We start from the raw sequence: 23,225 nt of genomic DNA, 5'->3' as shown, positions 1-23,225 counted from the left end.
GCGGAGCATTGCTCCGCCTTTCTTGATTCGTGATGCGTTCCATCTTCTGCTTGAACGTCTGGCGCAAAGGCGTGGGCTATCGGCCCGAAGGGGCCGAACTGCCGAAACTATCGACTAGACAATGGCCATCCCCTCACACATTCTGCCGCGATGATTGCCATCCTAGAAACCCTCCCGGCCGAGCCGACTGCAGACGAGCTTGACCGCCTCCTGAAACCGCTCGTGGACTTCAATAGCCGCCACACCGCGACCATAGCGGAATGGCCACATCTCGGTATCGTTTTAAGGCAATCGGAGACTGCAGAGATCGTCGGCGGCCTGTACGCGTTCGATGAACTCAATTGGCTATTCGTCAAGTATCTAGTCGTGCCTGAAGCACTCCGAGGAAAGGGTCTTGGCCGTCAGTTAATGGGAGAGGCGGAGCGCATTGCCTGCGAGCGCGGATACCTGGGGATCTTCCTAGACACCTACGACTTCCAAGCAAAACCGTTTTACCTGAAGCTTGGTTACGAGCAGTTCGGGGAACTCGAAGGGGATGACCGTACGCCTCGACGGTTTTTTCTAAGAAAGGTGCTTTCTGCGGAAACCCTGAAAACCTGAGACTAGGCGACATAACGCTTTGCCATCGTGTCAAATGGTCGGAACATGACCACTGATGACGTAGCGCGGCCAACAGACCGATTCGCCGGCCGTTTGTGCGGCGCGCGATGAGATACTGAAACCATGGGATGACCGTTCCCTTTTTGGTCGCTTCGCGATAAGTGATCTGCGCGCGGTAACAAAGGAGTCTTCCGTGGCGAGCTTGAAATCCCGGCTGAGACGGGAGGCAGACCTTCTTCTGCATCGCGGAACGAGAGCCACCCAAGGGGACTATTCCGTTCGCCGTGCGAGCAGGCCGGTTGCCGTTCAGCGGCTGATCGGTGCCTTGGGAAATATCATGCTGTCGGACAGCACGCCGATGATGGAGAAGTTCGTCGCCGGCAAGGTGTTTCACCGCCTTCAGGAGCCCGGTGCCGTCGCCAACAAGCCTGTTGCGGCCATGCCGCTCGCGACACAGATGCAGTTTGCGCTCCGCCACCTATCACAGAAGGGGCCCGCCTTCGCGGAAGTCGCGTCCGCGATCGGCGATCTTGCAAAGAGCCTGGAATGGGTTGCCAGCAAGACAGGGCCGTTCGCAAGCCTGAATATCGAGCACACGCACGCGCATGCCGTGGTGGCGGGGGTCTCTGGCGTTGAAGAGAGAGACGACGTTGCCCTCGGCCTGACGATCATGGCGCCTTACACTCGTTTCCCTGACCATATCCAGTATCGTTCGAGGGTGTTTCTCGCGCTGTCGGATTGCGAATTCTCCTGCGACGACAAGGGCTGGCAGCGCGGATCGGTCGGATCCATCTTCTTCAATGACGCTGGCCACAACGTGGCGATGCGTTGCACCGCGCGGCCGCTCCTCGCGGCATGGTGCCATGTCGAGCGCTGAGTAGCCCACGCGTTCCGGCATCTTCCGTTCACGTAAGGTTCATCTCCAGGGGTATTAGCTATTGTCGAGGAGGTGCTGTCATGACCAAGGCAATTCCGAATTCCACAAAAGCACCACTTGAGGACCACGAAGTCGCACTTTGCCAACGCGTGTTGCACCGGTTGAGCGAAAAAGAAGCGATGGATGCCGGCGATCTCGATGATCTCGCCTGCCTGGTTCTGCATCTTTATCAGGATGGCGTGCGAAGCGAAGCCGCGCTCGAGTATCTGCTGACTCCCGTGCCGAAACTCGCCTGATCGCCAGGCCGTTACGCTCTTGTGTGCGTGAGCCCTGGATCGGCTGGGCTATCTCCATCAGCCCCTATTTTTCTGTTCCCATGATCCTTCAGATGTGCCTTGATGAACGTACGTCGGGCGAAGGGAGTCGCGCCGCGAGCCAAAGCTTGGAGGAGCGTGATGCACATCGCAGTTGTCGGCGCCGCAGGTATGATCGGGCGCAAGCTCGTCGCGCGCCTTGTATCGGACGGAAGTCTTGGCGGTCATCCGCTGACGCGTCTTTCACTCGTCGATGTTGCCGAACCGGAGCGCCCGCAAGCTTTCGCGGGGCGCGTCGACAGCAGCGCGGTGGACATTTCCCAGGCTGGCAATGCCACAGCACTGATCGCCGCCAGGCCCGATGTCATCTTTCATCTCGCAGCGATCGTCTCCGGCGAGGCGGAACTCGATTTCGAGAAAGGCTACGGCATCAATCTCGAAGGTACGCGATCGCTGTTCGAGGCGATCCGGCTCGCGCATCTGAAGGACGGCTATCGCCCCTGCGTCGTCTTCACATCGTCCATCGCCGTCTTCGGAGCACCGTTCCCTGATGTCATTCCCGATGATTTCAATCTCACGCCGTTGACGAGCTACGGGACGCAGAAGGCGGTGGGTGAGTTGCTGCTTGCCGATTACACACGTCGCGGTTTCCTGGATGGCATCGGCATCCGCCTGCCAACGATTTGCGTGCGGCCAGGCAAGCCCAACAAGGCGGCATCCGGCTTTTTCTCCGGGATCGTGCGCGAGCCGCTCGCCGGGCAGGTCGCGATCCTTCCTGTTGCCGATACGGTGCGCCACTGGCACGCGTCGCCGCGCTCCGCCGTCGGCTTCCTCATCCATGCTGCCAGCATCGATCTGCAGTTATTGGGTTCGAGACGCAGTCTCACCATGCCCGGCGTCAGCGTCACGGTCGGCGAGCAGATCGAGGCACTGCGTCGCGTTGCGGGGGAAAGAGCCGTCGCTCTCATCCGTCGCGAGCCGGACGAGCTGGTGATGAAGATCGTGCAAGGCTGGCCGCAGGCATTCGAGCCGAAGCGAGCGAGCGAACTCGGGTTCGTCGCCGATCGTTCGTTCGACGACATTATCCGGGTTCATATCGAGGATGAAATGGGAGGAAAGCTCTGATGGGCGCCGCACCGCGTAGTATCGCGTTTCTTGGCACCGGCCTCATGGGAGCGCCGATGGCGCGGCGTCTGCTCGATGCGGGCTTTGCGGTAACCGTCTGGAACCGCGATGCCACCAAGGCGCAGGCGCTTGCCAAGGACGGAGCCGTCGTGGCCGAAACGCCGTCGCTTGCAGCCAGAGGTGCGGCGGTCGTTTTCACGATGCTTTCAGACGGGAAGGCGGTCGAAGATGTGCTGTTCCTGCAGGGCGTTGCGGAGGCTCTGCCACAAAACGCCACGGTGATCGATTGCAGCTCCATCGCACCCGCGCAGGCGCGAGATCACGCGACACGGCTTGCCGCGCGCGGGATCCGGCATCTCGACGCCCCAGTCTCCGGCGGTGTCGTCGGCGCGGCGGCCGGTACGCTTGCGATCATGGCGGGCGGGGATGGAACGCTCATTGCCGAGCTGGCTGACGTCTTCGCGCCGCTTGGCCGTGTCACGCATGTCGGGCCGAGCGGCACCGGGCAGCTGGCCAAGCTCGGTAATCAGCAGATCGTCGCCGTTACGATCGGCGCCATTGCCGAAGCCATGATGCTGGTGCAGGCAGGCGGAGGGTCGCCCGAGGCCTTCAGGCGTGCCATTCGCGGCGGATTTGCCGAGAGCCGGATACTCGATATTCACGGGCAGAGAATGGTCAGTCGGGAGTTCGGCCATGCCGGGCCCTCGAAGCTTCAGTTGAAGGATCTCAACAACATCCTTGCGGTTGCCGAAGACCTGTCGCTGGTCCTGCCATTGACGGAGGCTGTTCGCGCGGAGTTTGCCGCGTTCGTCGAGGATGGCGGCGCGGACGTCGATCACAGCGGCCTGCTGTTGCAGCTTGAAAAGCAGAATGCGGGTGGTCGGGGTCCCGCATGAGGAGGCGACTTGCCAAAATAGCGGTGGTCTCTGCGGCACAATCATTGATGGATTTTTAGTTTGTTCTAATTAACATCTCGCGCGACGGTTGGTTTAGCCAAGCCTGTCGCAGTGGGATTGCATGAGGCTGAGACGGTTTTGGTACCAAACGACACCACACGGTCGGAGCGGGAATTTCGGGATCTCCTGAGACGCCTTGAACTGGCGCTCGACGCGTCACAGATCGGTGTGTGGGAGCATGATCTTCGGAAGAACGAGATCTCCTGGATCTGCAGATGCATCGCCTCTACAAGACTGGCTTGACCAGTGGCAAGGTGTCGACGGCCGTTTGGGCGGACGCAATCCACCCCGACGATCGCGAGCGGGCCGAACGGGACTTCAGCGATGCGGCGGCGCGGAGGGGGCAGTATAATTCCGAATTTCGCATCATCTGGCCGAATGGCGAGATACGCCATATCCGCTCACGTGCCCATTTCTACATCAGCGACGATGGCGCCCCTTCGTTCATCGGTGCGGAATGGGATGTGACGGCCGATGTGCTTCTGACTGACGAGGCCGCCCGGCAGAGGGCGGTCGCGGAGGCGCGTGCACTCGATCTGGAGAAGAGTGCGGCGCGGGTCGAATATGCCGCCGAGCATGATTATCTCACGGGTCTGCCCAACCGGCGGCTTTTCGACAAGCGTCTGGCGCAGCTGAAGGATGACGTTGATGTCCTGAAACTCGCCGTGCTGCATCTCGATCTCGACGAGTTCAAGCAGATCAACGACACATACGGACATGCCGCCGGCGACGTCGTGCTGCGCGCCGCCGCGACCCGGATCAAGGCTGCCCTGCCGCAAGGGGCGGTCGCGGCCCGGATCGGGGGAGACGAGTTCGTCATCATCCTCGTCAACTTTGGAAGCGTTGACGAGCTTCGCGATGTTGCCCGGGATCTGCAGCGCCGACTGCGCAAGAAGATACGCTTCGGTCGCGAGCAGTTGCAATCCGGCGCGTCGATCGGCGTTTCATGTTCCATCGATCGCAAAGGCGCCAATCTCCTGGCCGAGTCGGATATTGCGCTTTACCAGGCGAAGGCCTCCGGCCGAGATCGTATCGAGTTCTTCACGCAGCAGCTGAAGGACGACCTTATGGGGCGTCGGCGGATTGCCGAAGAACTGAGGACGGCGCTGACGGAAGGCGAGATCGTGCCCTTCTATCAGCTGCAGGTGGACGCGCGCACCCGCGAGGTCGTTGGGCTCGAGGCGCTGGCGCGGTGGAAGCATAAGGACAGGGGTCTGTTGCTTCCGGGAGAGTTCCTCAAGGTTGCCGACGAATACGGGCTGACGGCAGAGATCGACTCCATCATGCTACGGCGCGTGCTGGAAGACCGTAGAACGTGGGAAGGGCGCGGCGCACAGGTGCCCCGGATCGCCGTCAACATCTCGGGACAGCGACTTTACGATCCGCTGCTTTCCAAGGAGCTGCTGGCGCTAAACGTGCCGCGTAATGCCATCGTCTTCGAGCTGATCGAGACGATCTTTCTCGACGACTGCGATGACGAGTTGCTGGAGAGCGTCGATCGGATCAAGCAGATGGGTATCGAGATCGAGATCGATGACTTCGGCTCAGGTCACGCTTCCCTGATTGGACTTGTCCGGCTTCGGCCGACGCGTCTCAAGATCGATCGCCAGCTCGTCGATGCCGTCGATACGTCAGACGAGCAGCGCCGCGTCGTGAAGTCGATCATCGAGATCGCCAAGGCGCTGGGTGTCAAGGTGATCGCCGAGGGCGTCGAGACGGAGAAGCATGCGGAGACGCTGGCGAAACTGGGCTGCGACGCCCTGCAGGGTTTTGCCCTCGGGCGGCCGGCGCCGGCTTCCGAGATCGACAGGCTGTTCGAGGCGGCCACCGTCGAATAGATCGGTCGTCTAGTCGAGCTCGGCGCGCGCCTCGACATACCAGTCGACGAATGCCTTCACGCCTTCGCGCAAGGTCGTCTCGGGCTTGTATCCGGTCAGTGCGACGAGCAGGTCGGGGCTTGCGAAGGTTCTGGGGACGTCGCCCTTCTGCATCGGCAGCATCAGCCGTTTTGCCGGCTGGCCAAGTGCCTTTTCGACCGTTTCCACGAAGTCGAGAAGGCTGACCGGCTGTCCGCCGCCAATGTTGACGACGCGGAACGGTGCCTGATGCGACAGCGTATCGGTATTCTCGCCAGCCACGCGGTTCGCTTCCGACGGGGCGACTGCCGAAAGCCTGAGGATCGCTTCCACGAGGTCATCGATATAGGTGAAATCACGGCTCATCTTGCCTTCGCCGTAGATTTCGATCGGCTGGTCTTCCAGCATGTTCTTGACGAACTTGAACAGTGCCATGTCGGGGCGGCCCCATGGGCCGTATACCGTGAAGAAGCGGAAGGCGGTCGTCGGCACCTTGTGAAGATGGGCATAGCTGTGCGCCATCAACTCCATCGACTTCTTCGTCGCCGCATAAAAGGTCAGCGGCTCGTCGGCGCGGTCCATTTCATGGAACGGGACGGTCGGATTGGCGCCGTAGATCGAGGAGGTGGATGCCAGCATCAGATGCTGGACGCCGACGGTCTTTGCGATCTCCAAGATATTCCAGGAGCCTTCAAGGTTCGACGTCAGATAGGCTTTGGGGTTTTCGAGGCTGTAGCGAACACCGGCCTGGGCGGCCAGATGAACGATCACATCAGGCTTGGCGGAGGCAACCGCATCCTCCACGGCCTTGCGATCTTCCAACATGGCCGTCACGGCACGAAAGCCCGGGAACTGCGCCAGGGCGGCGTTGCGCATCTGCTTCAGCTTGATGTTGTAGTAATGCGTCATTCCATCGAAGCCGACGACCTCGTGCCCGTCCTGAAGCAGGCGGCGGGCAAGATGAAATCCGATAAAGCCGGCGGTTCCCGTGATGAAATAACGCATGCTCAGTTCTTCTCGCTCTTCTTGCCGACCGCGAAATAGCTGAAGCCGTGCCTGACAACTTCGGCGGTCGGGTAAATGTTGCGAAGATCAACGAGCACCGGCGTACGCACCAGGCCCTTCAGCCGCTTGAAGTCAAGCGCGCGGAACTGGTCCCACTCCGTTACCAGCACGAGGGCATCGGCGCCTTCGGCAATCTCATAGGGGTCGCTGCCATAGGTGACTGGGCCCAGAAGGTCCTTGGCGGCGTCCATTCCCTCGGGGTCGTAAACGTGGACTGTCGCGCCGCCGTCGAGCAATGCCTGGACGATGGTGATCGAGGGCGCGTCGCGCATGTCGTCGGTATTCGGCTTGAAGGTCAGGCCGAGAACCGCGATCTTCTTGCCGCGCACGCTGCCGTCACAGGCGGCAATCACCTTGCGTCCCATCGCCCGCTTGCGATTGTCGTTGATGGCCACGGTCGTTTCGATCAACCGGACGGGGCTGTCGTAATCCTGTGCGGTCTTGACGAGGGCAAGCGTGTCTTTCGGGAAGCAGGATCCACCATAGCCGGGACCGGCGTGCAGGAACTTGTCGCCGATGCGCTTGTCCATGCCTATGCCCTTGGCCACCTTCTGGACATCGGCACCGATCTGTTCGCAGAGGTCGGCGATCTCGTTGATGAAGGTGATCTTCATTGCAAGGAACGCGTTGGCTGCGTATTTGATCAGCTCCGAGGTCCGGCGTTCGCAGAAGTAGAGCGGGGCTTCGTTGAGATAGAGCGGACGGTAGACTTCGCGCATGACTTCCATCGCGCGGGGGTCTTCCGTTCCGATGACGATACGATCCGGACGCTTGAAGTCGGTGATCGCGGCGCCTTCGCGCAGGAATTCCGGGTTCGATACGACGGCGATCTCCTTGTCGGGAAACTCTTCCCGGAAGATCCGTTCGATTTCGTCGCCGGTGCCGACAGGAACCGTCGATTTGGTGACGACCACGGTGAAGCCGGTGACCGCTGCCGCGATCTCACGCGCCGCCGCATAGACATAGGTCAGGTCGGCGTGTCCATCGCCTCGGCGCGACGGCGTTCCGACGGCGATGAAGACGACATCCGCTTCCGCGACGGCTGGCGCGAGATCGCGCGAAAAGTCGAGGCGGCCGGAACTGCGATTGTGCTCGATGATCGTGTCGAGACCGGGTTCGAAGATCGGAACCTCTCCGGCCTCGAGCGCATCGATCTTTGCCGCGGATTTGTCGACGCAGGTGATATGATGGCCGAAATCGGCAAGGCAGGCGCCGGAAACGAGACCGACATAGCCCGAACCAATCATCACAATACGCATGGAGTCATTCCCTGAGAAAAACGATCACGACCCGCCGGTCGGGCGGGTCGTGACGGTGTACAGGGGTAGTTTTATAAGTTCAAGACAAAGGCTCGGCTGGCGGATCAGCTACGCCCGAACTCGTCGACAATCCGGATGATATCGTCTTCGCCGAGATAGGAGCCGGTCTGAACTTCGATCAGCTCCAGCGTGATCTTGCCGGGGTTCGCGAGGCGGTGGACCTCTCCGAGCGGGATGTAGACGGATTCGTTTTCGCGCAGCATCTGCACGTTTTCGCCGATCGTCACTTCCGCCGTCCCCCTTACGACAATCCAGTGTTCGGAGCGATGGTGATGCTTCTGCAGGGAAAGCTTCTTTCCCGGCGTGACGAAGATCCGCTTCACCTGGAAACGGTCGCCGTTCAGCACCGAAGTATAGCCACCCCACGGGCGATAGGATGTCGGGTGGAACTCCGTCAGCTTCGATGTCGCCGGCGCCGAGGCCAGCATCTTCACGATCGTTCCGACTTCCTGGCTGTCCTGCAGACGGCCGACATAGACTGCGTCTTCGCTGGCGATGACGGCGATGTCGTCCATGCCCTGGACGGCAAGGTGCACCCCATGGGTCATTACCAGCGAGTTCTTGGTATTGATCAGCGTCGTGTTGGCTGCAGCGAGGTTGCCGTATTCGTCGCGGCTGCCGCTTTTCCAGACGGAATCCCAGCTACCGAGATCAGACCACTTGAAGGGCGAGGGGATAACCGCGGCGTTCTTCGTCTTCTCCATGATCGCGTAGTCGATCGAGATGTTCGGGCTTTCGGCGAAGGCCGTCTTGTCCAGCCGGATGAAATCGAGGTCCTTCAGACCCTTGGCGACGGCATCGCCGGCGGCCTTCAGGACGGTGGGGGCGTAGGTGCCCATTTCGTCGAGCAGCTGCGCGGCGGAGAACATGAACATGCCGGAATTCCAGTAGAAGCCGCCAGCGGCGAGCATCTCTTCGGCCTTTGCCAACGGCGGCTTCTCGATGAAGCGGGCGACGACCTGCGCGCCGCTCTGAAGGGTCTCGCCGCCTTCGATATAGCCGTATCCGGTCGCCGGTTCGGTCGGTGCGATGCCGAAGGTGACGAGGCGGCCGTCGCCGGCCGCTGTCGCTGCCTTTTTCACGCAGTCGAAATAGACCTCGTCTGCGACGATCTCGTAATCGGAGCCCATGATGTGCATGAGCGTTGTGTCGTCGAAACGCTCCCGCACGAAAGCGGCCGCGGCGGCAACCGCCGGCGCGGTGTTGCGGGCGAGTGGTTCAAGCAGGATGGCGGAGAGGCTGAGGTCCAGTTCACGGGCCTGTTCGGCGACGAGGAAGCGAAACTCTTCGTTGGTCAGGACAATCGCGGGCTCGTAGATCGCCGGGTCGGAAACGCGAAGCAGCGTTTCCTGAAAAAGCGTGCGGTCTCCGATAAAGCGGATGAACTGCTTCGGGGCCGTCGCCCGCGACAGTGGCCAGAGGCGGGTGCCTTTTCCGCCTGCCATGATGACTGGGACGATCTTCTTACTCATCGGTCGTATCCTTGAACAATCTGTACGCGGTCAATCAATTGGTACTGGCCCATTGCCGGATGCGGCCGAGGCCGGCTTCGAGCAGGGCGGATGCGGCGGTTTCACTTGCGGCTTCGACGTAGCATCGCATTTCCGGCGCGTTGCCGGAGGGCCTGAAATGGACGATGCTCTTATCCTTTAGCGTTACCCGCAATCCATCGATGTCGCTGGTGCTGCCAACTTCGCCGATCGGCTGCAGGAAGGACGACAGATTTGCCGGGCTGGCTCTGAGATATGCCATCAGCCGTGCGCTGGTCTCGACGGGAAAGTTTTCGAGCCGGTCGGCTGCGGCAAACGGCAGGCGGTAGCTCTCCGCGATCAGCGACAGAGGCTGTTTCTTCGATGCGGCGAGAAGCAGGGTCGCCAAGATCGGCAGGAAGCAATCGCGGGTGGGGAGGGCCTGTAGGCGCGCGCCTCGCACGGAAAACTCACTGGCCGTGAGGGTGCCGCCATTTGCCTCGAAACCGGCCACGCCGCCATCTCCCGCGGCAACAGCTTCCTGCATGCCAGCTATCACGAATGGCGAGCCGACGCGGGTTCTCACGGTTTTGAAGTTGCCCGATGCTTCGATGCCGGAGTTCGAAGTGACAGGAGTGACGACGACGCTGGCGCCGAGGAAATTGGCGGCAATCAGGCCCAGGAGATCACCGCGCAGCGGGTGGCCGGTTTCGTCGCTGACAAGCGGGCGATCGCCGTCACCGTCAGCCGAGACGATCGCATCAAGCCCATGCTCCCGCGCCGCAACCTTGAGGATGGCAATCGTGTCCTGCGAGACGGCTTCCGTATCCACCGGGATGAAGGAGTGCGAGCGGCCGAACGCGACGACCGTTGCTCCAAATCCTTGCAGAATCTCGACGAGAAGATCGCGCGCCACGGTGCTGTGCTGATAGACGCCGACTTTCAGCCCGCGCAGGGCGTCTGGCTCGAGAAGAGCCGTATTTCTCTTTGCAAACAGGGAAAGGCATTCGGACACACGGTTCTCGGGTGCTGCATGGCTGGGGACGAAACTGAAGCCGCCTTCATCCAGCACTGCCGCCGCCGCTGTGATGGCTGCCTCGTCACCCTTGTCGATTTCTCCGTCCGGTCGGTAGAACTTGATGCCATTGCGGTCGGCCGGAATGTGCGAGCCTGTCACCATGATGCTGGCTGCCTTCTCCTGAAGGCCGTAGAGAGCGAGCGCGGGTGTCGGCAGTGTGCCGCAGTCGGCAACCTTGAAACCGAGGCTGGTCAGTGCGTCCACGCAGTTGGCTGAAATCTCGGGGCTCGAGTCGCGGAAGTCGCGGGCTATGAGGATGGCATCGCCAGGCCGGGCCAGACCGCTATCCAGCAAATGCCGACCGAAGGCCGTCGCGTAGAGTGCCGACGCGCGCCCTTTGAGGTCCTCAGACAGGCCGCGAAGCCCGCTCGTGCCGAATTTCATATTGAATAAGCCCTCGGATGCGGTTGAATTTACCGGTCTTTTCGAAACAAACTACGTATAGTTCGTAAATTTTGACGACTGACGACGAATAAAATGTCTGCGAATTCCGTTTTCGAGGCAAGTCGAAAGCGTTTTGCAGCGGCGGAGGCATTTCATGGCTGAACAGACGATCGCGCTCGAGGAAAGCTGGAAAGCGGCGCTCGCCACCGAATTCGACAGCTCCTACATGCTGCAGCTGAAGGCTTTCCTGCTGACGCAGCGCGAGGACGGGAAACGGATATTCCCGAAGGGCTCGGAGTATTTTCGGGCGCTGGATCTGACGCCGCTGGCCGACGTCAAGGTCGTGATCCTCGGGCAAGACCCCTACCACGGCTTCGGGCAGGCACATGGGCTTTGCTTCAGCGTGCGTCCCGGCGTTCGGATCCCGCCATCTCTCGTCAACATCTACAAGGAACTGCAGACAGATCTTGGCATTGCGCCAGCGAAACACGGCTTTCTGGAGCACTGGGCACGGCAGGGCGTACTCCTGCTCAACAGCGTTCTGACAGTCGAGGAATCAAGAGCTGCCTCGCACCAGGGGCAGGGCTGGGAAAAGTTCACGGATGCGGTCATCCGCAAGGTCAACGACGATTGCGATTCTGTCGTGTTCATGCTCTGGGGCTCTTATGCGCAGCGGAAGGCCGCATTCGTCGATACATCGCGGCATCTGGTGCTGAAGAGCGTCCACCCTTCGCCGCTCTCCGCCCACAACGGCTTCTTCGGCAGCCGGCACTTTTCCAAGGCCAACGCATTTCTCGAAGCGCATGGCCGTACGCCGATCGACTGGACGCTGCCGGCAAATCCGGAAGCAGTGTAGTTCATTCTGAACGAAGTCTTTTCATCGTTCACAAATAGGAGACAATGCGTTCCGACTGGTAGGGCTATGCCCCGGCAGGTTTAAGGGCCATCTATCACCCATCGAAAGCCCGCACGGCGGGCCAGAAAGGGGTCTCAAATGTTAGATCAAATCAAAGGCTTGCATCACGTTACGTCGATGGCGGAAGACGCCCGGACCAACAACCAGTTCTTCACGAACACGCTTGGTCTGCGCCGCGTCAAGAAGACCGTGAACTTCGATGCGCCTGACGTCTACCACCTCTACTACGGCGACGAGACCGGCGCCCCCGGCACGATCATGACGTACTTCCCGTTCCCGAAGATGGCGCAAGGTCGTCCGGGCACCGGCGAGGTCGGTACGACCGTTTATTCCGTCCCGCAGGGCTCGATCGGCTACTGGAGCGACCGTCTCTCCAAGCTGAACGTTGGCGGCTTGAAGACCGAGGAAAGCTTCGGTGAAAAGCGGCTCAATTTCGCCGGTCCCGATGGTGACGGCTTTGCGCTGGTCGAGGTCAAGGACGATACGCGCCTGCCGTGGACCCATGGCGGGATCAGCGAGGATCACGCAATCCGTGGCTTCCATTCGGTTGCGATGCGGTTGCGCGACGATGGTGCAACCAGTGAGCTGCTGAAGTTCATGGGCTACGAGCTCCAGGAAGAGCGCGACGGCGTCAAGCGCCTGACGATCCCTGGCGGCAACGGCGCGCATCTGGTCGACCTTGAAACGATGCCGAACATCTCGCGTGCGCTTCCGGGCGCGGGCTCTGTCCACCACGTCGCCTTCGCGGTTGAAAACCGCGAGAAGCAGCTCGAGGTGCGCAAGGCGCTCATGGATACCGGCTATCAGGTTACGCCTGTTATCGACCGTGACTACTTCTGGGCGATCTACTTCCGCACGCCGGGCGGTGTGCTGTTCGAAATCGCCACCAACGAACCCGGTTTCGATCGCGACGAGGATACGGCGCATCTCGGCGAAGCCCTGAAGCTGCCGCAGCAGCACCAGCACCTGCGGGGTCTGATCGAACAACATCTGCAGCCGCTCGAAGGCTAAGGAGAGAAAATATGAACGCCAATAGTTATGTGCACCGGCTGCATGCCGGTGCACGCGGAAAACCTATACTTTTCACCCTGCACGGCACCGGTGGCGACGAAAATCAGTTCTTCGATTTTGGGCGGCAACTGCTGCCCGATGCGACGATCGTTTCGCCGCGTGGGGACGTCTCCGAGTTTGGTGCCGCCCGCTTCTTCAAGCGTACCGGCGAGGGCGTCTACGACATGGCGGATCTGGCGCGCGCGACGGAGAAGCTCTCGGACTATGTGACAAACCTTGCCCGCGAGCATGATGCATCCGCCATTCTCGGCCTCGGATTCTCGAATGGCGCAAACATTCTTGCCAACGTGCTGATCGAAAAGGGATTGTTCGACGTATCCGCGCTTCTGCATCCGCTTATTCCGTTCAAGCCGAGGGCAAACGAGGCGCTTGCCGGTCGGAAGATACTGATCACCGCCGGCGAGCGTGATCCGATCAGCCCAAAGGCCGTGACCGAGGCTCTTGCCGATTACTTCGAGGCGCAGAAAGCTGCTGTCGTGACGGATTGGCACGCGGGCGGGCATGAAATCCGCCCGAATGAAGTGGACGCGGTTCGCAATCTTTTCCAGGCATATCTCTAGCGACAAGAATGGCCAGTCTCGGCAGCGAGGCTGGCCATTGTCTGCCGAAACGGTGTCGTTGAGGGAATTTCTCCCTGTAGTGTATCGGTGGTTGTTATTTCAATCATTTATGGTATTTACTTGTCGGCGTGACCATGGGTTTCGCTGGCGGGTTTGCATCGTATGAACGAAATTGCCGACCTTCGAATGCTGCCCGGCATAATACGCCGCCAGACACGCGCAATTCTTGTTACTGCCGCCGTGATATTCTTGAGCGCCGTCGCCATTACCTTCTCATTGACGCCTCAATATAGCGCGCAGGCGCTTCTGCTCGTCGATACAAGCTCGAAGAACCTGCTTGATCCGGATGCCGATGCTGCGAGTGGGGTTACCGACAATTCGCGCGTCGAGGGCGAGGTTCGCATCGTCCAGTCCGATGCGGTTCTGCTCGAAGCCGTTCGCGAGGGCGGGCTCGTCGGAGATGCGGAATTTCAACCTGATACCCATCTCAGCGGGCGGTTGTTGCGCTGGCTGGGCGCCAGCCAGAGCGTTGCGGAAGACGGGTCTCATATCGAAGGCAGGGTTCTTGATGCCTTCCGGGAAGCAGTGAGAGTCAGACGCGAAGGATTGACCTATCTCATCGGCGTTTCCGTTACCTCCGCGGACCCGGCCAAGGCGGCGAAGCTCGCCAATCTGGTCACCGACGTTTACATGAAGAAGCAGGTCGAGGCGAAGGTCGCCGGCACGATTACGGCACGCAACAGCCTGCAGCATCGGGTAACGGAGGCGCGCGAGCTGCTCTCCGAATATGAAACGAAGCTGGAGGCCTTTTCCGCGGCCCACGGCGGTCTCGTTGGCGCATCGGCGGACGCCGGCGCCGTGCTGAGATTGACCGGTGTCGCCATCGATGACGCCGGGCCGCGCGTTGCGCCTGATGTCGTTACGCAATTCTACAGCCTTCAGCAATCTGCCGAGATCGCCAGAAACCAGTATCAGACGCTGCTGACGCGATTGCAGGATTTCGAAACGCAGGTGAGCCTTCAGCTCGCCGACAGCCGGGTCGTTTCGCCGGCACTTCTGCCGATCGAGCCTTCCTACCCGAAGGTGCCGCTCATTCTTGCGGTCATGGCATTGGTGGCGCTTGCTGCCGGCATCGGGGCGGGCCTGCTGCGGGAGTTCGTGATCGGCGGCTTCACGGCCGATGACCAGGTGAATGCGGTTCTCGGCCTGCCGCTGGCTTCCGTCGTTCCGCACGAGCAGGGAAGCGAGCTCGAGCGACCGCATGGGCGGGGTCTCTCCGACATCATCATTGCCTCTCCGCTATCGGTGTTTTCCGAATCCATTCGGCGAATTCGCGTGTCGATCGAGCAGACGCGGACGGGAGCGTTGACCTTCCGGGACGATCGGCAGCAGGAATGCATGGTGCTGATGGTGTCGTCCGCGCAGCACGGCGACGGCAAGTCGACGCTCGCCACTTCGGTGGCGCGCACCTATGCGCTGGCCGGAAAGCGAACCCTGTTGATCGACTGCGATCTGCGCAAGCCAAGCATCCACAAGCACGTGGACCGCGAGCCAACGTCTGCTTTCATCGATCTTCTGCGCGGCGAGCCGGATCCGGGGCTCGCCAACATGGTCCTGACCGATCAGTCGACGAACCTCTCGGTCATCATCGGCGCGCGGCCGGCCGAATTTCCGACCGATGACCTGCTGATGGGACCGACCATCCGGACGCTGCTTGGTCGCGCGCGTCGGCATTTCGACTATATCGTGATCGACACGCCGCCGGTCGAGTCGGCTGTTGATGCGCTTTACCTCGCGCGGCTGAGCGATGCCGTTCTGTTCGTCGTTCGTTGGGCCAGCACGCCCCAGAGTGCGGCACGCCGGGCCGTCGCCGCGCTCAAGGAGAATGTTCGGGACGGTGCGGCGGTCGTCGCCATCCTGAACGGTCAGGACCGGCGCAAGCTGTTCGGCTTCCTTGCGCGATAGCCGCTGCGGGATGTGGCGACGGAAAAACGCTCGCAGTACGCAATCTTTTCTGCAACTTTCGCGCAAGTATTGACAAACAGGTTGTTTGTGTAATGGTTTAGTCAATTCATAAATACAACCATCGATCTAGCTGTTGCGGCCAGCTGGAAGCGCTCGGTTTATTGTCTGAGGAATTTCAAAGGATCCGTTTTACTTGTTTTCGCGAGAGTTCGCATGGCCGTGGCGAAGCGCATACTTGTTCATGACTATTCAGGACATCCGTTTCAGGTTCAGCTTTCCCGGTCCCTCGCAAAACGAGGGTACCATCTCAGGCATGTTCATTCAGCCAGCTTCCAAACGCCGAAAGGCGATCTGAAGCCAGGCGAGAACCCTGCTGACAAAATCGAGATCGTCGGCCTCTCGCTAGATCAGCCTTTTCGAAAAGACAGCTTCTTCAAGCGGCGATCGCAGGAAATAGAGTTCGGTCGGCTGGTGGCCGAAGAGATCCGACGCTTCAGGCCCGATATCGTGGTGTCTTCGAATGCGCCTCTGGATACGCAGGCGGTGATACACAAGGCGGCACACAGCGCCGGCGCGCATTTCATCTTCTGGCTTCAGGATATCTACAGCGAGGCAATCACCCGGCTTCTGCCGAAGAAGCTTCCATTGATCGGGGAGGCAGTCGCGAAGCGCTATCGTCGGCTGGAATACGGGCTGTTGCGGGAGAGCGATCATGTGATCGCCATTTCGGAAGATTTCGTGCCGATGCTGGCCGCGCGAGGCGTTTCACCGCCGATATCGGTGGTCGAAAATTGGGCGCCGCTGGCTGAAATGAATCTGCGTACGACCGGTAAAGAGCCAAAGCGTGGGGCAGGTGAAGTGGGGGCGGTTTACGCCGGCACGCTTGGCTACAAGCACAATCCCGGCCTGCTCCTTGCCGTTGCGAAGGCGCTGCCGATCACGCTCGATATCTTCTCCGAGGGAACGGCGGCTTCGACCTTGCAGCATGCAGCAGCCGAGTGCGCTCCAAATTTGCGGGTCCATCCGTGGGTCCCGTTCGCGGAGCTTCCGGGTGTTCTCTCGAATGCGGATATTCTGATCGCCATGATCGAGGAGGAGGCCGGTGTGTTCTCCGTGCCATCAAAGGTGCTGACCTATTTCTGCAGTGCGCGCCCGGTGCTCGGATCCATACCGAACGGCAATCTGGCGCGTCGTATTATCGAGCGTGAGAAGGCGGGCTTGGTCGTCGACCCGGGTAACGAGACCGCGTTCATCAGCAACATGCAGAGGCTTGCCGAGGATGCGGGTCTGCGCGCGGCGCTCGGCGCCAACGGTCTGGCCTATGCGGAGAGGGCCTTCTCGATCGACCGGATCACGGATCGCTTCGAGGGTATTTTCGACAATCTCGCTTGGAAGGAACTAAGGGCTATCTAGCGCTGGGGGGCGTTTTGCGATGAAGACTGCGCTTGTTTGTGGTGCCGGAGGGTTCATCGGCAGCCATCTTGTTCGACATCTGAAAGATCAAGGGTTCTGGGTTCGCGGCATCGATCTCAAATATCCCGCCTACGAGCAAACACACGCCGACGAATTTATCCTCGGCGATTTGAGGCAGCAGGCGATCTCAGAGCGTATCATCGATCGGCGATTCGACGAGGTTTACCAGCTTGCCGCCGACATGGGTGGCGCCGGGTACATCTTCACCGGCAACCATGATGCCGACATCATGTACAATTCGGCGATCATCAATCTCAACATCGCGAGTGCATGTCTGCGGCACCGTGTCGGGCGTGTTTTCTACTCTTCATCCGCCTGCATCTATCCTGCCTACAACCAAGATGACCCTGACAATCCTGATTGTGCGGAGGCTTCGGCCTATCCGGCAGCGCCCGACAGCGAGTACGGCTGGGAGAAGCTGTTCTCCGAGCGTCTGTTTCTGGCCTATGGCCGGAATTACGGAATGCACAGCCGCATTGCGCGTTACCACAACGTCTTCGGCCCGCTCGGCACCTGGGACGGCGGCAAGGAGAAGGCGCCAGCCGCCATCTGCAGAAAGGTGGCTGCAGCGCGCGATGGCGGTGAGATCGAGATCTGGGGCGATGGCCTGCAGACGCGGTCGTTCCTCTACATCGACGAATGCATCGAAGGGTCGATCCGCTTCATGCGCTCGGATTTCGAGGGACCGCTGAACATCGGCTCGGACGAGATGGTCAGCATCAACCAGCTTGTCGACATGGTCTGCGACATTGCCGGCAAGCGGCTGCACAAGCGCCATATTCCCGGGCCGACCGGCGTGCGCGGACGCAATTCGGATAACAGGCTGATCGAGGAAAAGATCGGCTGGCGGCCCTCGGCGGGCCTCAGGGCAGGGCTTGAAAAGACCTATGACTGGATCGAGCGGCAACTGATGCGGGATGCTGCATGACAGCCAGCTTTCAGCGCTCGGATGCAGCGCGGAGGAGTTACTCGTTCTCGGCGTCCGTGAACGCGGGTCTGCTCATCGCAAGCTTCGTTCTCGGGCAGGGATCGATCTTTGCGGCGCAGAGCTGGCTCGTCGCGCGAAACTCGCTCGACCTGCTGGCGGATTTCGGCGCGCATTTCTCGTTTCTCATTCTGGCACTGATGGTTGTCGACTGGGGAACGAGGATCGTGCTTGCGCGGCGCATTTCGTTGGCAGGTGAAGGCGAGCTGCGGGATGAGGTTCGGCGGTCCTATTGGTCTGCCTGTGGTGTCAGGCTGTGCGCGGCGGTTGCCGTTGCGACCGTCTGCGCCGTCTATGCCTGGAGTTGGGGAGACGTCTTCTCGCGATGGTACCTACTGGGCGCAGCGCCCGCCCTCGCGGTCTGGTCCTTCAATGCGACCGGCATACTGGATGGTATCAAGCTTAGCGGCATGAGCGGGCTGACCGCGATGCCTGCCTATCTCGCGTCCGCAGTCGGCCTCGTTCTTTCGGAAGCGTTTGTCAGCCAATCGAATGGGTTGCTCCTCGGGTTCGCGGCATCGTTTGGCTATGCCGTGAGTGTCGCCGCGCAGATGATGGCGTTACATCGCGTCGGGCTTTTCCCCTTGGCTCCGCTTGGAGATAGAGAGCGCTCGAAGAGCATCATGCGTGAGGGCGTTGCGGTTCTGCTTTCCATGCTGCCCGGGCAGGTTTCGTTCCGGTTCCAGATCGTCATCTGCGCCCTGGTGCTGGGGCCTGCTGTGACGGGCTTGTTCCTGTATGGTCGGCAGGTTGCCGTGGCAGTGTCGCAGGTGCTCGAATTCTGCCGACGTGCCAGTTTCGCGCAGCTGGTTGTCGATGTCAGGTACAGCGAGACGCCTGTCGCAACGGCATTCAGGACGCAGCGCACGGCGACCATGCTGGCAGTTGGCCTAAGCTCCGGACTGCTGATTGCAGGTGTATTCGGGATGATCCTGTTGGGTGGGGCACCTGCACAGGCCTGCCATGTGCTGGCGCTCTTTTCGATCGGGATCTTATCGGGGTCGCTGTCGCAAACGGTGGTGCAGGCCACTCAGGCGCGAGGCGATTACCGGGCCGTTGCACTCGCGGCGAATGCGGCGATGGTCGTCGGTCTCGGCGCGACGGCGTTGTTCGGCACCCTGTTTCATCTTCCCGGGCTCGCCGTGTCTGAGGTACTTACCCATATTGTCGTGGTTTTTCTGCTTTTGTCGATGACGTTCAGGCGCAAGCTTCCGTCTTCCCGGACGAGGGTGGCAGCATGACACGGCTTTGCGCGGTGCTTCTGCTTTATCTCCTCAACCTGCCGTTCGCCGACAGTCTGTTCGTTGTGCTGCTCACCCTACCGATGCTTCTTTTGGTGCTGACCGGCATGATCCGCATGCGCTCGCCGGTGTTTCAGATCGGCGATGTCTTCTGGTTCTGCCTGTTCGTATTCTTCGTTCTTTCACCGCTGCAGCGAATGCATGGCGAAATGATTGGCGGCACGACCGCCATCACCTTTTACGCCTACGAACCCTACGAATACGTCGAGGCGATGTTGATCGTCCTTCTCTTCTGTGTGCCATTCCTGGCTGTCAGGATGGAGCGAGACGCAAGTCCGGTGGCAAAAGCAGGACTGCCGTTTCTGACAACCCTCCTGTTCTTGAATGTGGCTGCCTTTGGCCTGTTCGTGGTTTCGGAAGGTGGGTTTGAGCGGCTGCTGTCGTCGCGCCTTGAACAGGACCCCGCCGAGGCTTTCATCGCAAGCATGCTGTTTCTCGGCGTGCAATCGATAACGACCTGCCTGGTCTCCATTCACCTGCGCGCCTTTCCGTCAAGGCTTGCGCCGCTCGGCGTATTTGTCCTCGTCATCTGCCTGCTTTCGATCTCCCGAAATCCGTTCAATTCACCGCGCTTCATGCTGCTTGCCGTATGGGGGCCGGTGCTGCTGGCGCTAGTCGGAGGCCGGATCTCCGCGTGGAAATTTTACGCAGTTGCCGTGATCGCTCTGACAGTGCTCTTCCCCGTTCTCAGCGTCACGACCCGATTGGGGCTTGAGGGGGCGGCAGGCATCTCCGAGATATCGTTTGCCGGCAACTTCTTCGATGTTCCCGCGGTCGATGTCTTCGACATGGCCGTTCATGCCGTGCGGTTCATGCAGACGCATGAGCACATGTGGGGTGCGAAGTCCGTCGCGGTCATTCTGTTCTTTGTGCCGCGTGCTCTCTGGCCGGGAAAGCCGATCGTCGGAGGGCTCGATATCGGCAATGAGCTGTTTGCCGCCGGAATGTACGGCACACCGAACCTCTCCTTCTTTCTCGGCTGTGATCTCTTCATGGACTTTGGCTTCGTGGGCGTTGTCTTCGGCGGGATCGTTGTCGCGGCTCTCCTGCAAAGGGGCATGAAGACCAATGTCGGGCTGTTTGCGGGCCAGCCGGTCACGCAGTTCGTCATCGCGTCGTCGCTGCCGATATTGCTGAGGGGGCCGGTGGGAGCCGTCCTGCCGCTGTTCTGTTGTCAGATGTTCGCCGTCGTTGTCTTGTCGCTCCTGACGCGAAGTCATCAGTCGCTTTCCACCGATGCGCGGGAGGCGCACGCGCTATGATCGAGATGGATCAGGCAAGCCTTGGAATCCTGAATGCGCAACACCATCGCTCGCGGTTTGGCGGTCCGAGCTTCACGCTTCGTCATCGTCTCCTGAGGGCACTATGGATGTTAGTCTGGGCGCTGCTCGGGCGTTATACGCCCGCGCCGATGCACCGATGGCGGGCCTGTCTGCTCCGGCTTTTCGGCGCGCAATTGGGCGCCAATGCCCGGGTGCATGGATCGGCGATGATCTGGTATCCGCCAAATCTTTTCATGGGCGATAATGCGCTGATCGGCCAGCGCGTCATCTGCTACGCGATGGCGCGGATCCAGATCGGCCGCAATGCGATCGTCTCTCAAGGCGCGCATCTCTGCACGGGCACGCACGACATCGACGACCCGGCCTTTCAGCTCCAGGCTCGCCCGATCGTCATCGGCGCCGATGCCTGGGTGGCGGCTGATGCCTTTGTCGGTCCGGGCGTCGTCATCGAGGACGGTGCCGTTCTCGGTGCGCGTGCGGTTGCCTTCAAGGACCTTCCGGCCTGGACTGTTCATGTCGGCAACCCTGCGCGGTTTGTTCGAGAGCGAGGCCGCTTCACCAGCGCATAGCCAGGGTCGCATCGACCCACGCTGCGGCAACCACGGCATAGCCCGTATCGTTCAAATGTAAGTCGTCAGACCGGAGCGAGCGCGGAACCAGCCCTGCCGCGATGTCCGCTTGATCGCCGGTTGTGATACTTGCAGCCGCGACGAGCGCGGCATGCAGGTCGACGTAGCGCGCGCCGTATCGAACGGCGAGATCGGCGTTGAGATCGGCAATCGCCTGCCTAATCTCGGCCCCATCGGCCGCGGAAGGCAGCACCGAACCGACGAGGAAGCGATTGCCCGCGACAGCAGGGGCCATCGCGGCAATATCAGAGAGAACAGTCTCCCGGTCGGTTGCGTTGTTGCGACCAGCCCATATCCATTGCACATCATGGCGAAGCGCCATGGCGTCTTCAGGTTTGAATGCCGTGCCATAGGCCACGGAGATTGCCCCGCCTTCGCCGGTGCGGGTGAAATAGAGATGGCCGTTGCTTCCCTTGGTGATCACGCCCGATGTTTCCATGATCGTGCCCGCAATGCTGCTCGTGCCGTTCAGGGCATCGATAGAGGCATAGGCGATCGCGACCTGAGGATCGTCGTCGCCTGATGACACCAGAACATTGTCGAGCGACCAGCTGAGAAGGCTGCCGCTGGCAAGAAAGGCAATGGCGGCGCAGTTGATGTTGCCGAAGGCTGCATTGCCGCTGGTAAAGATCAGCTCGTGATGACCGGCGGTGGAAATTGGCCACGTCGGGTCGCCCTCCCGGGTCGTTGTCGCCCAGCTGCCGCCGGCAGCCTGCAACCCGCCGATCTGGATCTGGCCGGCGCCGGAGACGAATTCGAGATCGAACGCCACGCGGATTGTCTTGCCCTCAGGGACTGGCGCTATCTCGAGCTCGCATCCGCGCAATGCGCCGCCATCGTCGTTGGCGGCGATAAGCTTGCCAGCTTGTAGGAAGAGAGGCCCCGTGTGGCCGCCCTGATTGCGGGAAGCCCAGCCGGCCATGCCTTCGTCGAAACGACTGATGACCACGGCCTCGGGGCGATAGGCCGGAATTTCACCCGTGCCGGGTGTCAGCACCAGTTCGGTTGCCGCAGAGCCGGCCTCGAACTGGCCGGGAAACACACGGATGGTGATATCGACGGCGCTCCCGGGGATGACGTCGAGAAGATGTGTCGACCTGATGTAGGGATGGATTGCCACTCCGGTCGCGGATACCGAATGGCGCGCGCCATCGAGTCCAAATGCGACCGTTGCGATCTCGTTGAGGTAGCCACCGAGATCGTCGGCCTGGATGAGCGTGAGACGAAGGCTTGATATCCCCGCCGTGGTACCCGCGATTTTCTGAATGTCGCCGGATACCGTCCAGGCGGAGCCGGAAGCGGCGGCGTGATTGGTCGCGATGGCGCCGTAAATCTGTCGACCGAAGTCTGTGAAAGCGGCATCGGCAGTGCCGTGTATCCTGACGTCGCCGTAAGGCAGGCCCGTTTCGTCGCTTCCGGTATTGACGAGTTCATGTGTGAGCCCGTTGACGGTGCCGGTTTCAAAGGACTGCATCCAGTCGCGGGTGCGTGGGAAGAGGTTCTTCGGATTGTTTTCCTTGATTGCGATCAGCAACTCACGTCCGCCCTGTCGCGCGGCAATCTGCGTCGAGGTCTGGCCGCCGATGCCCCGGTTGATCAGCGTGCGGGGAGGGTCAAACAGGTTGGCCGCAAGCGCCGGAAAGCTGTGAGATGGCGCGGAAGCTCCAGCGCCTTCCGTGAGGCTGTCGCCGAAGGCCGCGATTGAAGTGGGGTGTAGGCTATGAGGGCAAAGAGCGCTGTCAGCAGCGAGACCAAAACCGATAAGCATGATTTATCTCCAGGGCGAAATGGGCCCTGATCCTAAATCAGCCTGAGCGAGTGGGGACGGCAACGGACATTGGAGAACAACTACCTCTCCGCGAGGATGCGAAGAGCAGAGTCGACAAGCTGTCGCAGGCTTCACTTTCTCTTAAGTAATTGCCTTGAGATTAGAGATTCGTTGTTCCATGATGCTTTCGGCGTGAAGAATTTCGTGTCGCGCTTCATGACGATCGATGTA

Annotated in this window: 19 protein-coding genes and 1 pseudogene; 15 read left to right on the top strand and 5 right to left on the bottom strand. The window is 60.6% G+C overall.

Translation table 11 applies throughout. The features are described 5' to 3' along the window. Positions 1–150: 150 nt before the first annotated feature. The 6 genes and pseudogenes from FZ934_RS11615 to FZ934_RS11590 all read left to right on the top strand — a co-directional run bounded on the left by FZ934_RS11615 (position 151) and on the right by FZ934_RS11590 (position 5,710). Entirely contained in the window at positions 151–600 is a 450-nt protein-coding gene (locus FZ934_RS11615; RefSeq protein ID WP_153271188.1) for a GNAT family N-acetyltransferase, read from the top strand. Between the two features lie 193 nt (positions 601–793). After that, on the top strand, positions 794–1,477 hold the full coding sequence (locus tag FZ934_RS11610) for a dimethylsulfonioproprionate lyase family protein (RefSeq protein WP_246737788.1): 684 nt from the start codon (positions 794–796) through the stop codon (positions 1,475–1,477). A gap of 80 nt (positions 1,478–1,557) precedes the next feature. After that, positions 1,558–1,773: a hypothetical protein gene (locus FZ934_RS11605; protein WP_153271186.1), complete on the top strand. Its 216-nt coding sequence runs from the start codon at positions 1,558–1,560 to the stop codon at positions 1,771–1,773. A 159-nt stretch (positions 1,774–1,932) separates the two neighbouring features. Beyond that, a complete protein-coding gene (gene denD / locus FZ934_RS11600; protein ID WP_153271185.1) occupies positions 1,933–2,916 on the top strand; it encodes a D-erythronate dehydrogenase in 984 nt (327 codons plus the stop codon). Next, on the top strand, positions 2,916–3,812 hold the full coding sequence (locus FZ934_RS11595; protein WP_153271184.1) for an NAD(P)-dependent oxidoreductase: 897 nt from the start codon (positions 2,916–2,918) through the stop codon (positions 3,810–3,812). The genes denD and FZ934_RS11595 overlap by 1 nt, the downstream gene beginning before the upstream one ends. Positions 3,813–3,923: 111 nt before the next feature. Continuing rightward, positions 3,924–5,710 (top strand): annotated as a pseudogene (locus tag FZ934_RS11590) (putative bifunctional diguanylate cyclase/phosphodiesterase). A gap of 9 nt (positions 5,711–5,719) precedes the next feature. Here the strand turns inward: FZ934_RS11590 and FZ934_RS11585 are convergent. From FZ934_RS11585 to FZ934_RS11570, 4 genes are all read right to left on the bottom strand, one after another. Beyond that, positions 5,720–6,733 (bottom strand): NAD-dependent epimerase, encoded by a 1,014-nt coding sequence (locus FZ934_RS11585; protein ID WP_153271183.1) that lies wholly within the window; start codon positions 6,731–6,733, stop codon positions 5,720–5,722. A 2-nt stretch (positions 6,734–6,735) separates the two neighbouring features. Then, complete coding sequence (locus FZ934_RS11580; RefSeq protein ID WP_153271182.1) at positions 6,736–8,052, bottom strand: UDP-glucose dehydrogenase family protein; 1,317 nt, start codon at positions 8,050–8,052, stop codon at positions 6,736–6,738. Positions 8,053–8,156: 104 nt separating this feature from the next. After that, positions 8,157–9,584 carry a mannose-1-phosphate guanylyltransferase/mannose-6-phosphate isomerase gene (locus FZ934_RS11575; RefSeq protein ID WP_153271181.1) on the bottom strand — a complete coding sequence of 476 codons (1,428 nt, stop codon included), beginning with the start codon at positions 9,582–9,584 and terminating at the stop codon, positions 8,157–8,159. 34 nt (positions 9,585–9,618) lie between these two features. Then, on the bottom strand, positions 9,619–11,043 hold the full coding sequence (locus FZ934_RS11570) for a phosphomannomutase (protein WP_153271180.1): 1,425 nt from the start codon (positions 11,041–11,043) through the stop codon (positions 9,619–9,621). 154 nt (positions 11,044–11,197) lie between these two features. On the opposite strand from FZ934_RS11570, the gene ung reads away from it, so the two are divergent. The 9 genes from ung (at position 11,198) to FZ934_RS11525 (ending at position 21,166) form a co-directional block, all read left to right on the top strand. Beyond that, on the top strand, positions 11,198–11,899 hold the full coding sequence (gene ung, locus FZ934_RS11565; protein ID WP_153271179.1) for a uracil-DNA glycosylase: 702 nt from the start codon (positions 11,198–11,200) through the stop codon (positions 11,897–11,899). 138 nt (positions 11,900–12,037) lie between these two features. Continuing rightward, the gene (locus FZ934_RS11560) at positions 12,038–12,970 is read left to right on the top strand and encodes a VOC family protein (RefSeq protein ID WP_153271178.1); all 933 of its coding nucleotides are present in this window, start codon (positions 12,038–12,040) and stop codon (positions 12,968–12,970) included. A gap of 11 nt (positions 12,971–12,981) precedes the next feature. Then, positions 12,982–13,590: an alpha/beta hydrolase gene (locus FZ934_RS11555; RefSeq protein WP_153271177.1), complete on the top strand. Its 609-nt coding sequence runs from the start codon at positions 12,982–12,984 to the stop codon at positions 13,588–13,590. Between the two features lie 162 nt (positions 13,591–13,752). Further along, positions 13,753–15,555 carry a polysaccharide biosynthesis tyrosine autokinase gene (locus FZ934_RS11550; protein WP_246737787.1) on the top strand — a complete coding sequence of 601 codons (1,803 nt, stop codon included), beginning with the start codon at positions 13,753–13,755 and terminating at the stop codon, positions 15,553–15,555. A 213-nt stretch (positions 15,556–15,768) separates the two neighbouring features. Next, the gene (locus tag FZ934_RS11545) at positions 15,769–16,968 is read left to right on the top strand and encodes a glycosyltransferase family 4 protein (RefSeq protein WP_153271176.1); all 1,200 of its coding nucleotides are present in this window, start codon (positions 15,769–15,771) and stop codon (positions 16,966–16,968) included. A gap of 19 nt (positions 16,969–16,987) precedes the next feature. Further along, positions 16,988–17,956 (top strand): NAD-dependent epimerase/dehydratase family protein, encoded by a 969-nt coding sequence (locus tag FZ934_RS11540; protein WP_153271175.1) that lies wholly within the window; start codon positions 16,988–16,990, stop codon positions 17,954–17,956. After that, positions 17,953–19,254: a hypothetical protein gene (locus FZ934_RS11535; protein ID WP_153271174.1), complete on the top strand. Its 1,302-nt coding sequence runs from the start codon at positions 17,953–17,955 to the stop codon at positions 19,252–19,254. Before FZ934_RS11540 ends, FZ934_RS11535 begins: the two co-directional genes overlap by 4 nt. Beyond that, positions 19,251–20,576, top strand: a complete 1,326-nt coding sequence (locus tag FZ934_RS11530; RefSeq protein WP_153271173.1) for a hypothetical protein — start codon at positions 19,251–19,253, stop codon at positions 20,574–20,576. Before FZ934_RS11535 ends, FZ934_RS11530 begins: the two co-directional genes overlap by 4 nt. A gap of 5 nt (positions 20,577–20,581) precedes the next feature. Further along, a complete protein-coding gene (locus FZ934_RS11525; protein ID WP_153272433.1) occupies positions 20,582–21,166 on the top strand; it encodes a DapH/DapD/GlmU-related protein in 585 nt (194 codons plus the stop codon). On the opposite strand, the gene FZ934_RS11520 is transcribed toward FZ934_RS11525, so the two are convergent. Then, positions 21,153–22,994 (bottom strand): SGNH/GDSL hydrolase family protein, encoded by a 1,842-nt coding sequence (locus tag FZ934_RS11520; RefSeq protein ID WP_153271172.1) that lies wholly within the window; start codon positions 22,992–22,994, stop codon positions 21,153–21,155. The genes FZ934_RS11525 and FZ934_RS11520 overlap by 14 nt on opposite strands. Positions 22,995–23,225: the final 231 nt, after the last annotated feature.

This window comes from Rhizobium grahamii (assembly GCF_009498215.1).
Taxonomy (GTDB): Bacteria; Pseudomonadota; Alphaproteobacteria; order Rhizobiales; family Rhizobiaceae; genus Rhizobium; species Rhizobium grahamii_A.
The sequence above is the reverse complement of the archived record's forward strand: the minus strand, read 5'-3'. Positions and strand labels throughout refer to the sequence as shown.

Bases quoted from the DNA above. Each gene is read 5' to 3' on its own strand.
- FZ934_RS11520 (WP_153271172.1), bottom strand. From the start codon at position 22,994: ATGCTTATCGGTTTTGGTCTCGCTGCTGACAGCGCTCTTTGCCCTCAT.
- ung (WP_153271179.1), top strand. From the start codon at position 11,198: ATGGCTGAACAGACGATCGCGCTCGAGGAAAGCTGGAAAGCGGCGCTC.
- FZ934_RS11545 (WP_153271176.1), top strand. From the start codon at position 15,769: ATGGCCGTGGCGAAGCGCATACTTGTTCATGACTATTCAGGACATCCG.
- FZ934_RS11555 (WP_153271177.1), top strand. From the start codon at position 12,982: ATGAACGCCAATAGTTATGTGCACCGGCTGCATGCCGGTGCACGCGGA.
- FZ934_RS11595 (WP_153271184.1), top strand. From the start codon at position 2,916: ATGGGCGCCGCACCGCGTAGTATCGCGTTTCTTGGCACCGGCCTCATG.
- FZ934_RS11585 (WP_153271183.1), bottom strand. From the start codon at position 6,733: ATGCGTTATTTCATCACGGGAACCGCCGGCTTTATCGGATTTCATCTT.
- FZ934_RS11530 (WP_153271173.1), top strand. From the start codon at position 19,251: ATGACACGGCTTTGCGCGGTGCTTCTGCTTTATCTCCTCAACCTGCCG.
- FZ934_RS11535 (WP_153271174.1), top strand. From the start codon at position 17,953: ATGACAGCCAGCTTTCAGCGCTCGGATGCAGCGCGGAGGAGTTACTCG.
- FZ934_RS11540 (WP_153271175.1), top strand. From the start codon at position 16,988: ATGAAGACTGCGCTTGTTTGTGGTGCCGGAGGGTTCATCGGCAGCCAT.
- denD (WP_153271185.1), top strand. From the start codon at position 1,933: ATGCACATCGCAGTTGTCGGCGCCGCAGGTATGATCGGGCGCAAGCTC.
- FZ934_RS11580 (WP_153271182.1), bottom strand. From the start codon at position 8,052: ATGCGTATTGTGATGATTGGTTCGGGCTATGTCGGTCTCGTTTCCGGC.
- FZ934_RS11575 (WP_153271181.1), bottom strand. From the start codon at position 9,584: ATGAGTAAGAAGATCGTCCCAGTCATCATGGCAGGCGGAAAAGGCACC.
- FZ934_RS11550 (WP_246737787.1), top strand. From the start codon at position 13,753: ATGAACGAAATTGCCGACCTTCGAATGCTGCCCGGCATAATACGCCGC.
- FZ934_RS11605 (WP_153271186.1), top strand. From the start codon at position 1,558: ATGACCAAGGCAATTCCGAATTCCACAAAAGCACCACTTGAGGACCAC.
- FZ934_RS11560 (WP_153271178.1), top strand. From the start codon at position 12,038: ATGTTAGATCAAATCAAAGGCTTGCATCACGTTACGTCGATGGCGGAA.
- FZ934_RS11570 (WP_153271180.1), bottom strand. From the start codon at position 11,043: ATGAAATTCGGCACGAGCGGGCTTCGCGGCCTGTCTGAGGACCTCAAA.
- FZ934_RS11615 (WP_153271188.1), top strand. From the start codon at position 151: ATGATTGCCATCCTAGAAACCCTCCCGGCCGAGCCGACTGCAGACGAG.
- FZ934_RS11525 (WP_153272433.1), top strand. From the start codon at position 20,582: ATGGATCAGGCAAGCCTTGGAATCCTGAATGCGCAACACCATCGCTCG.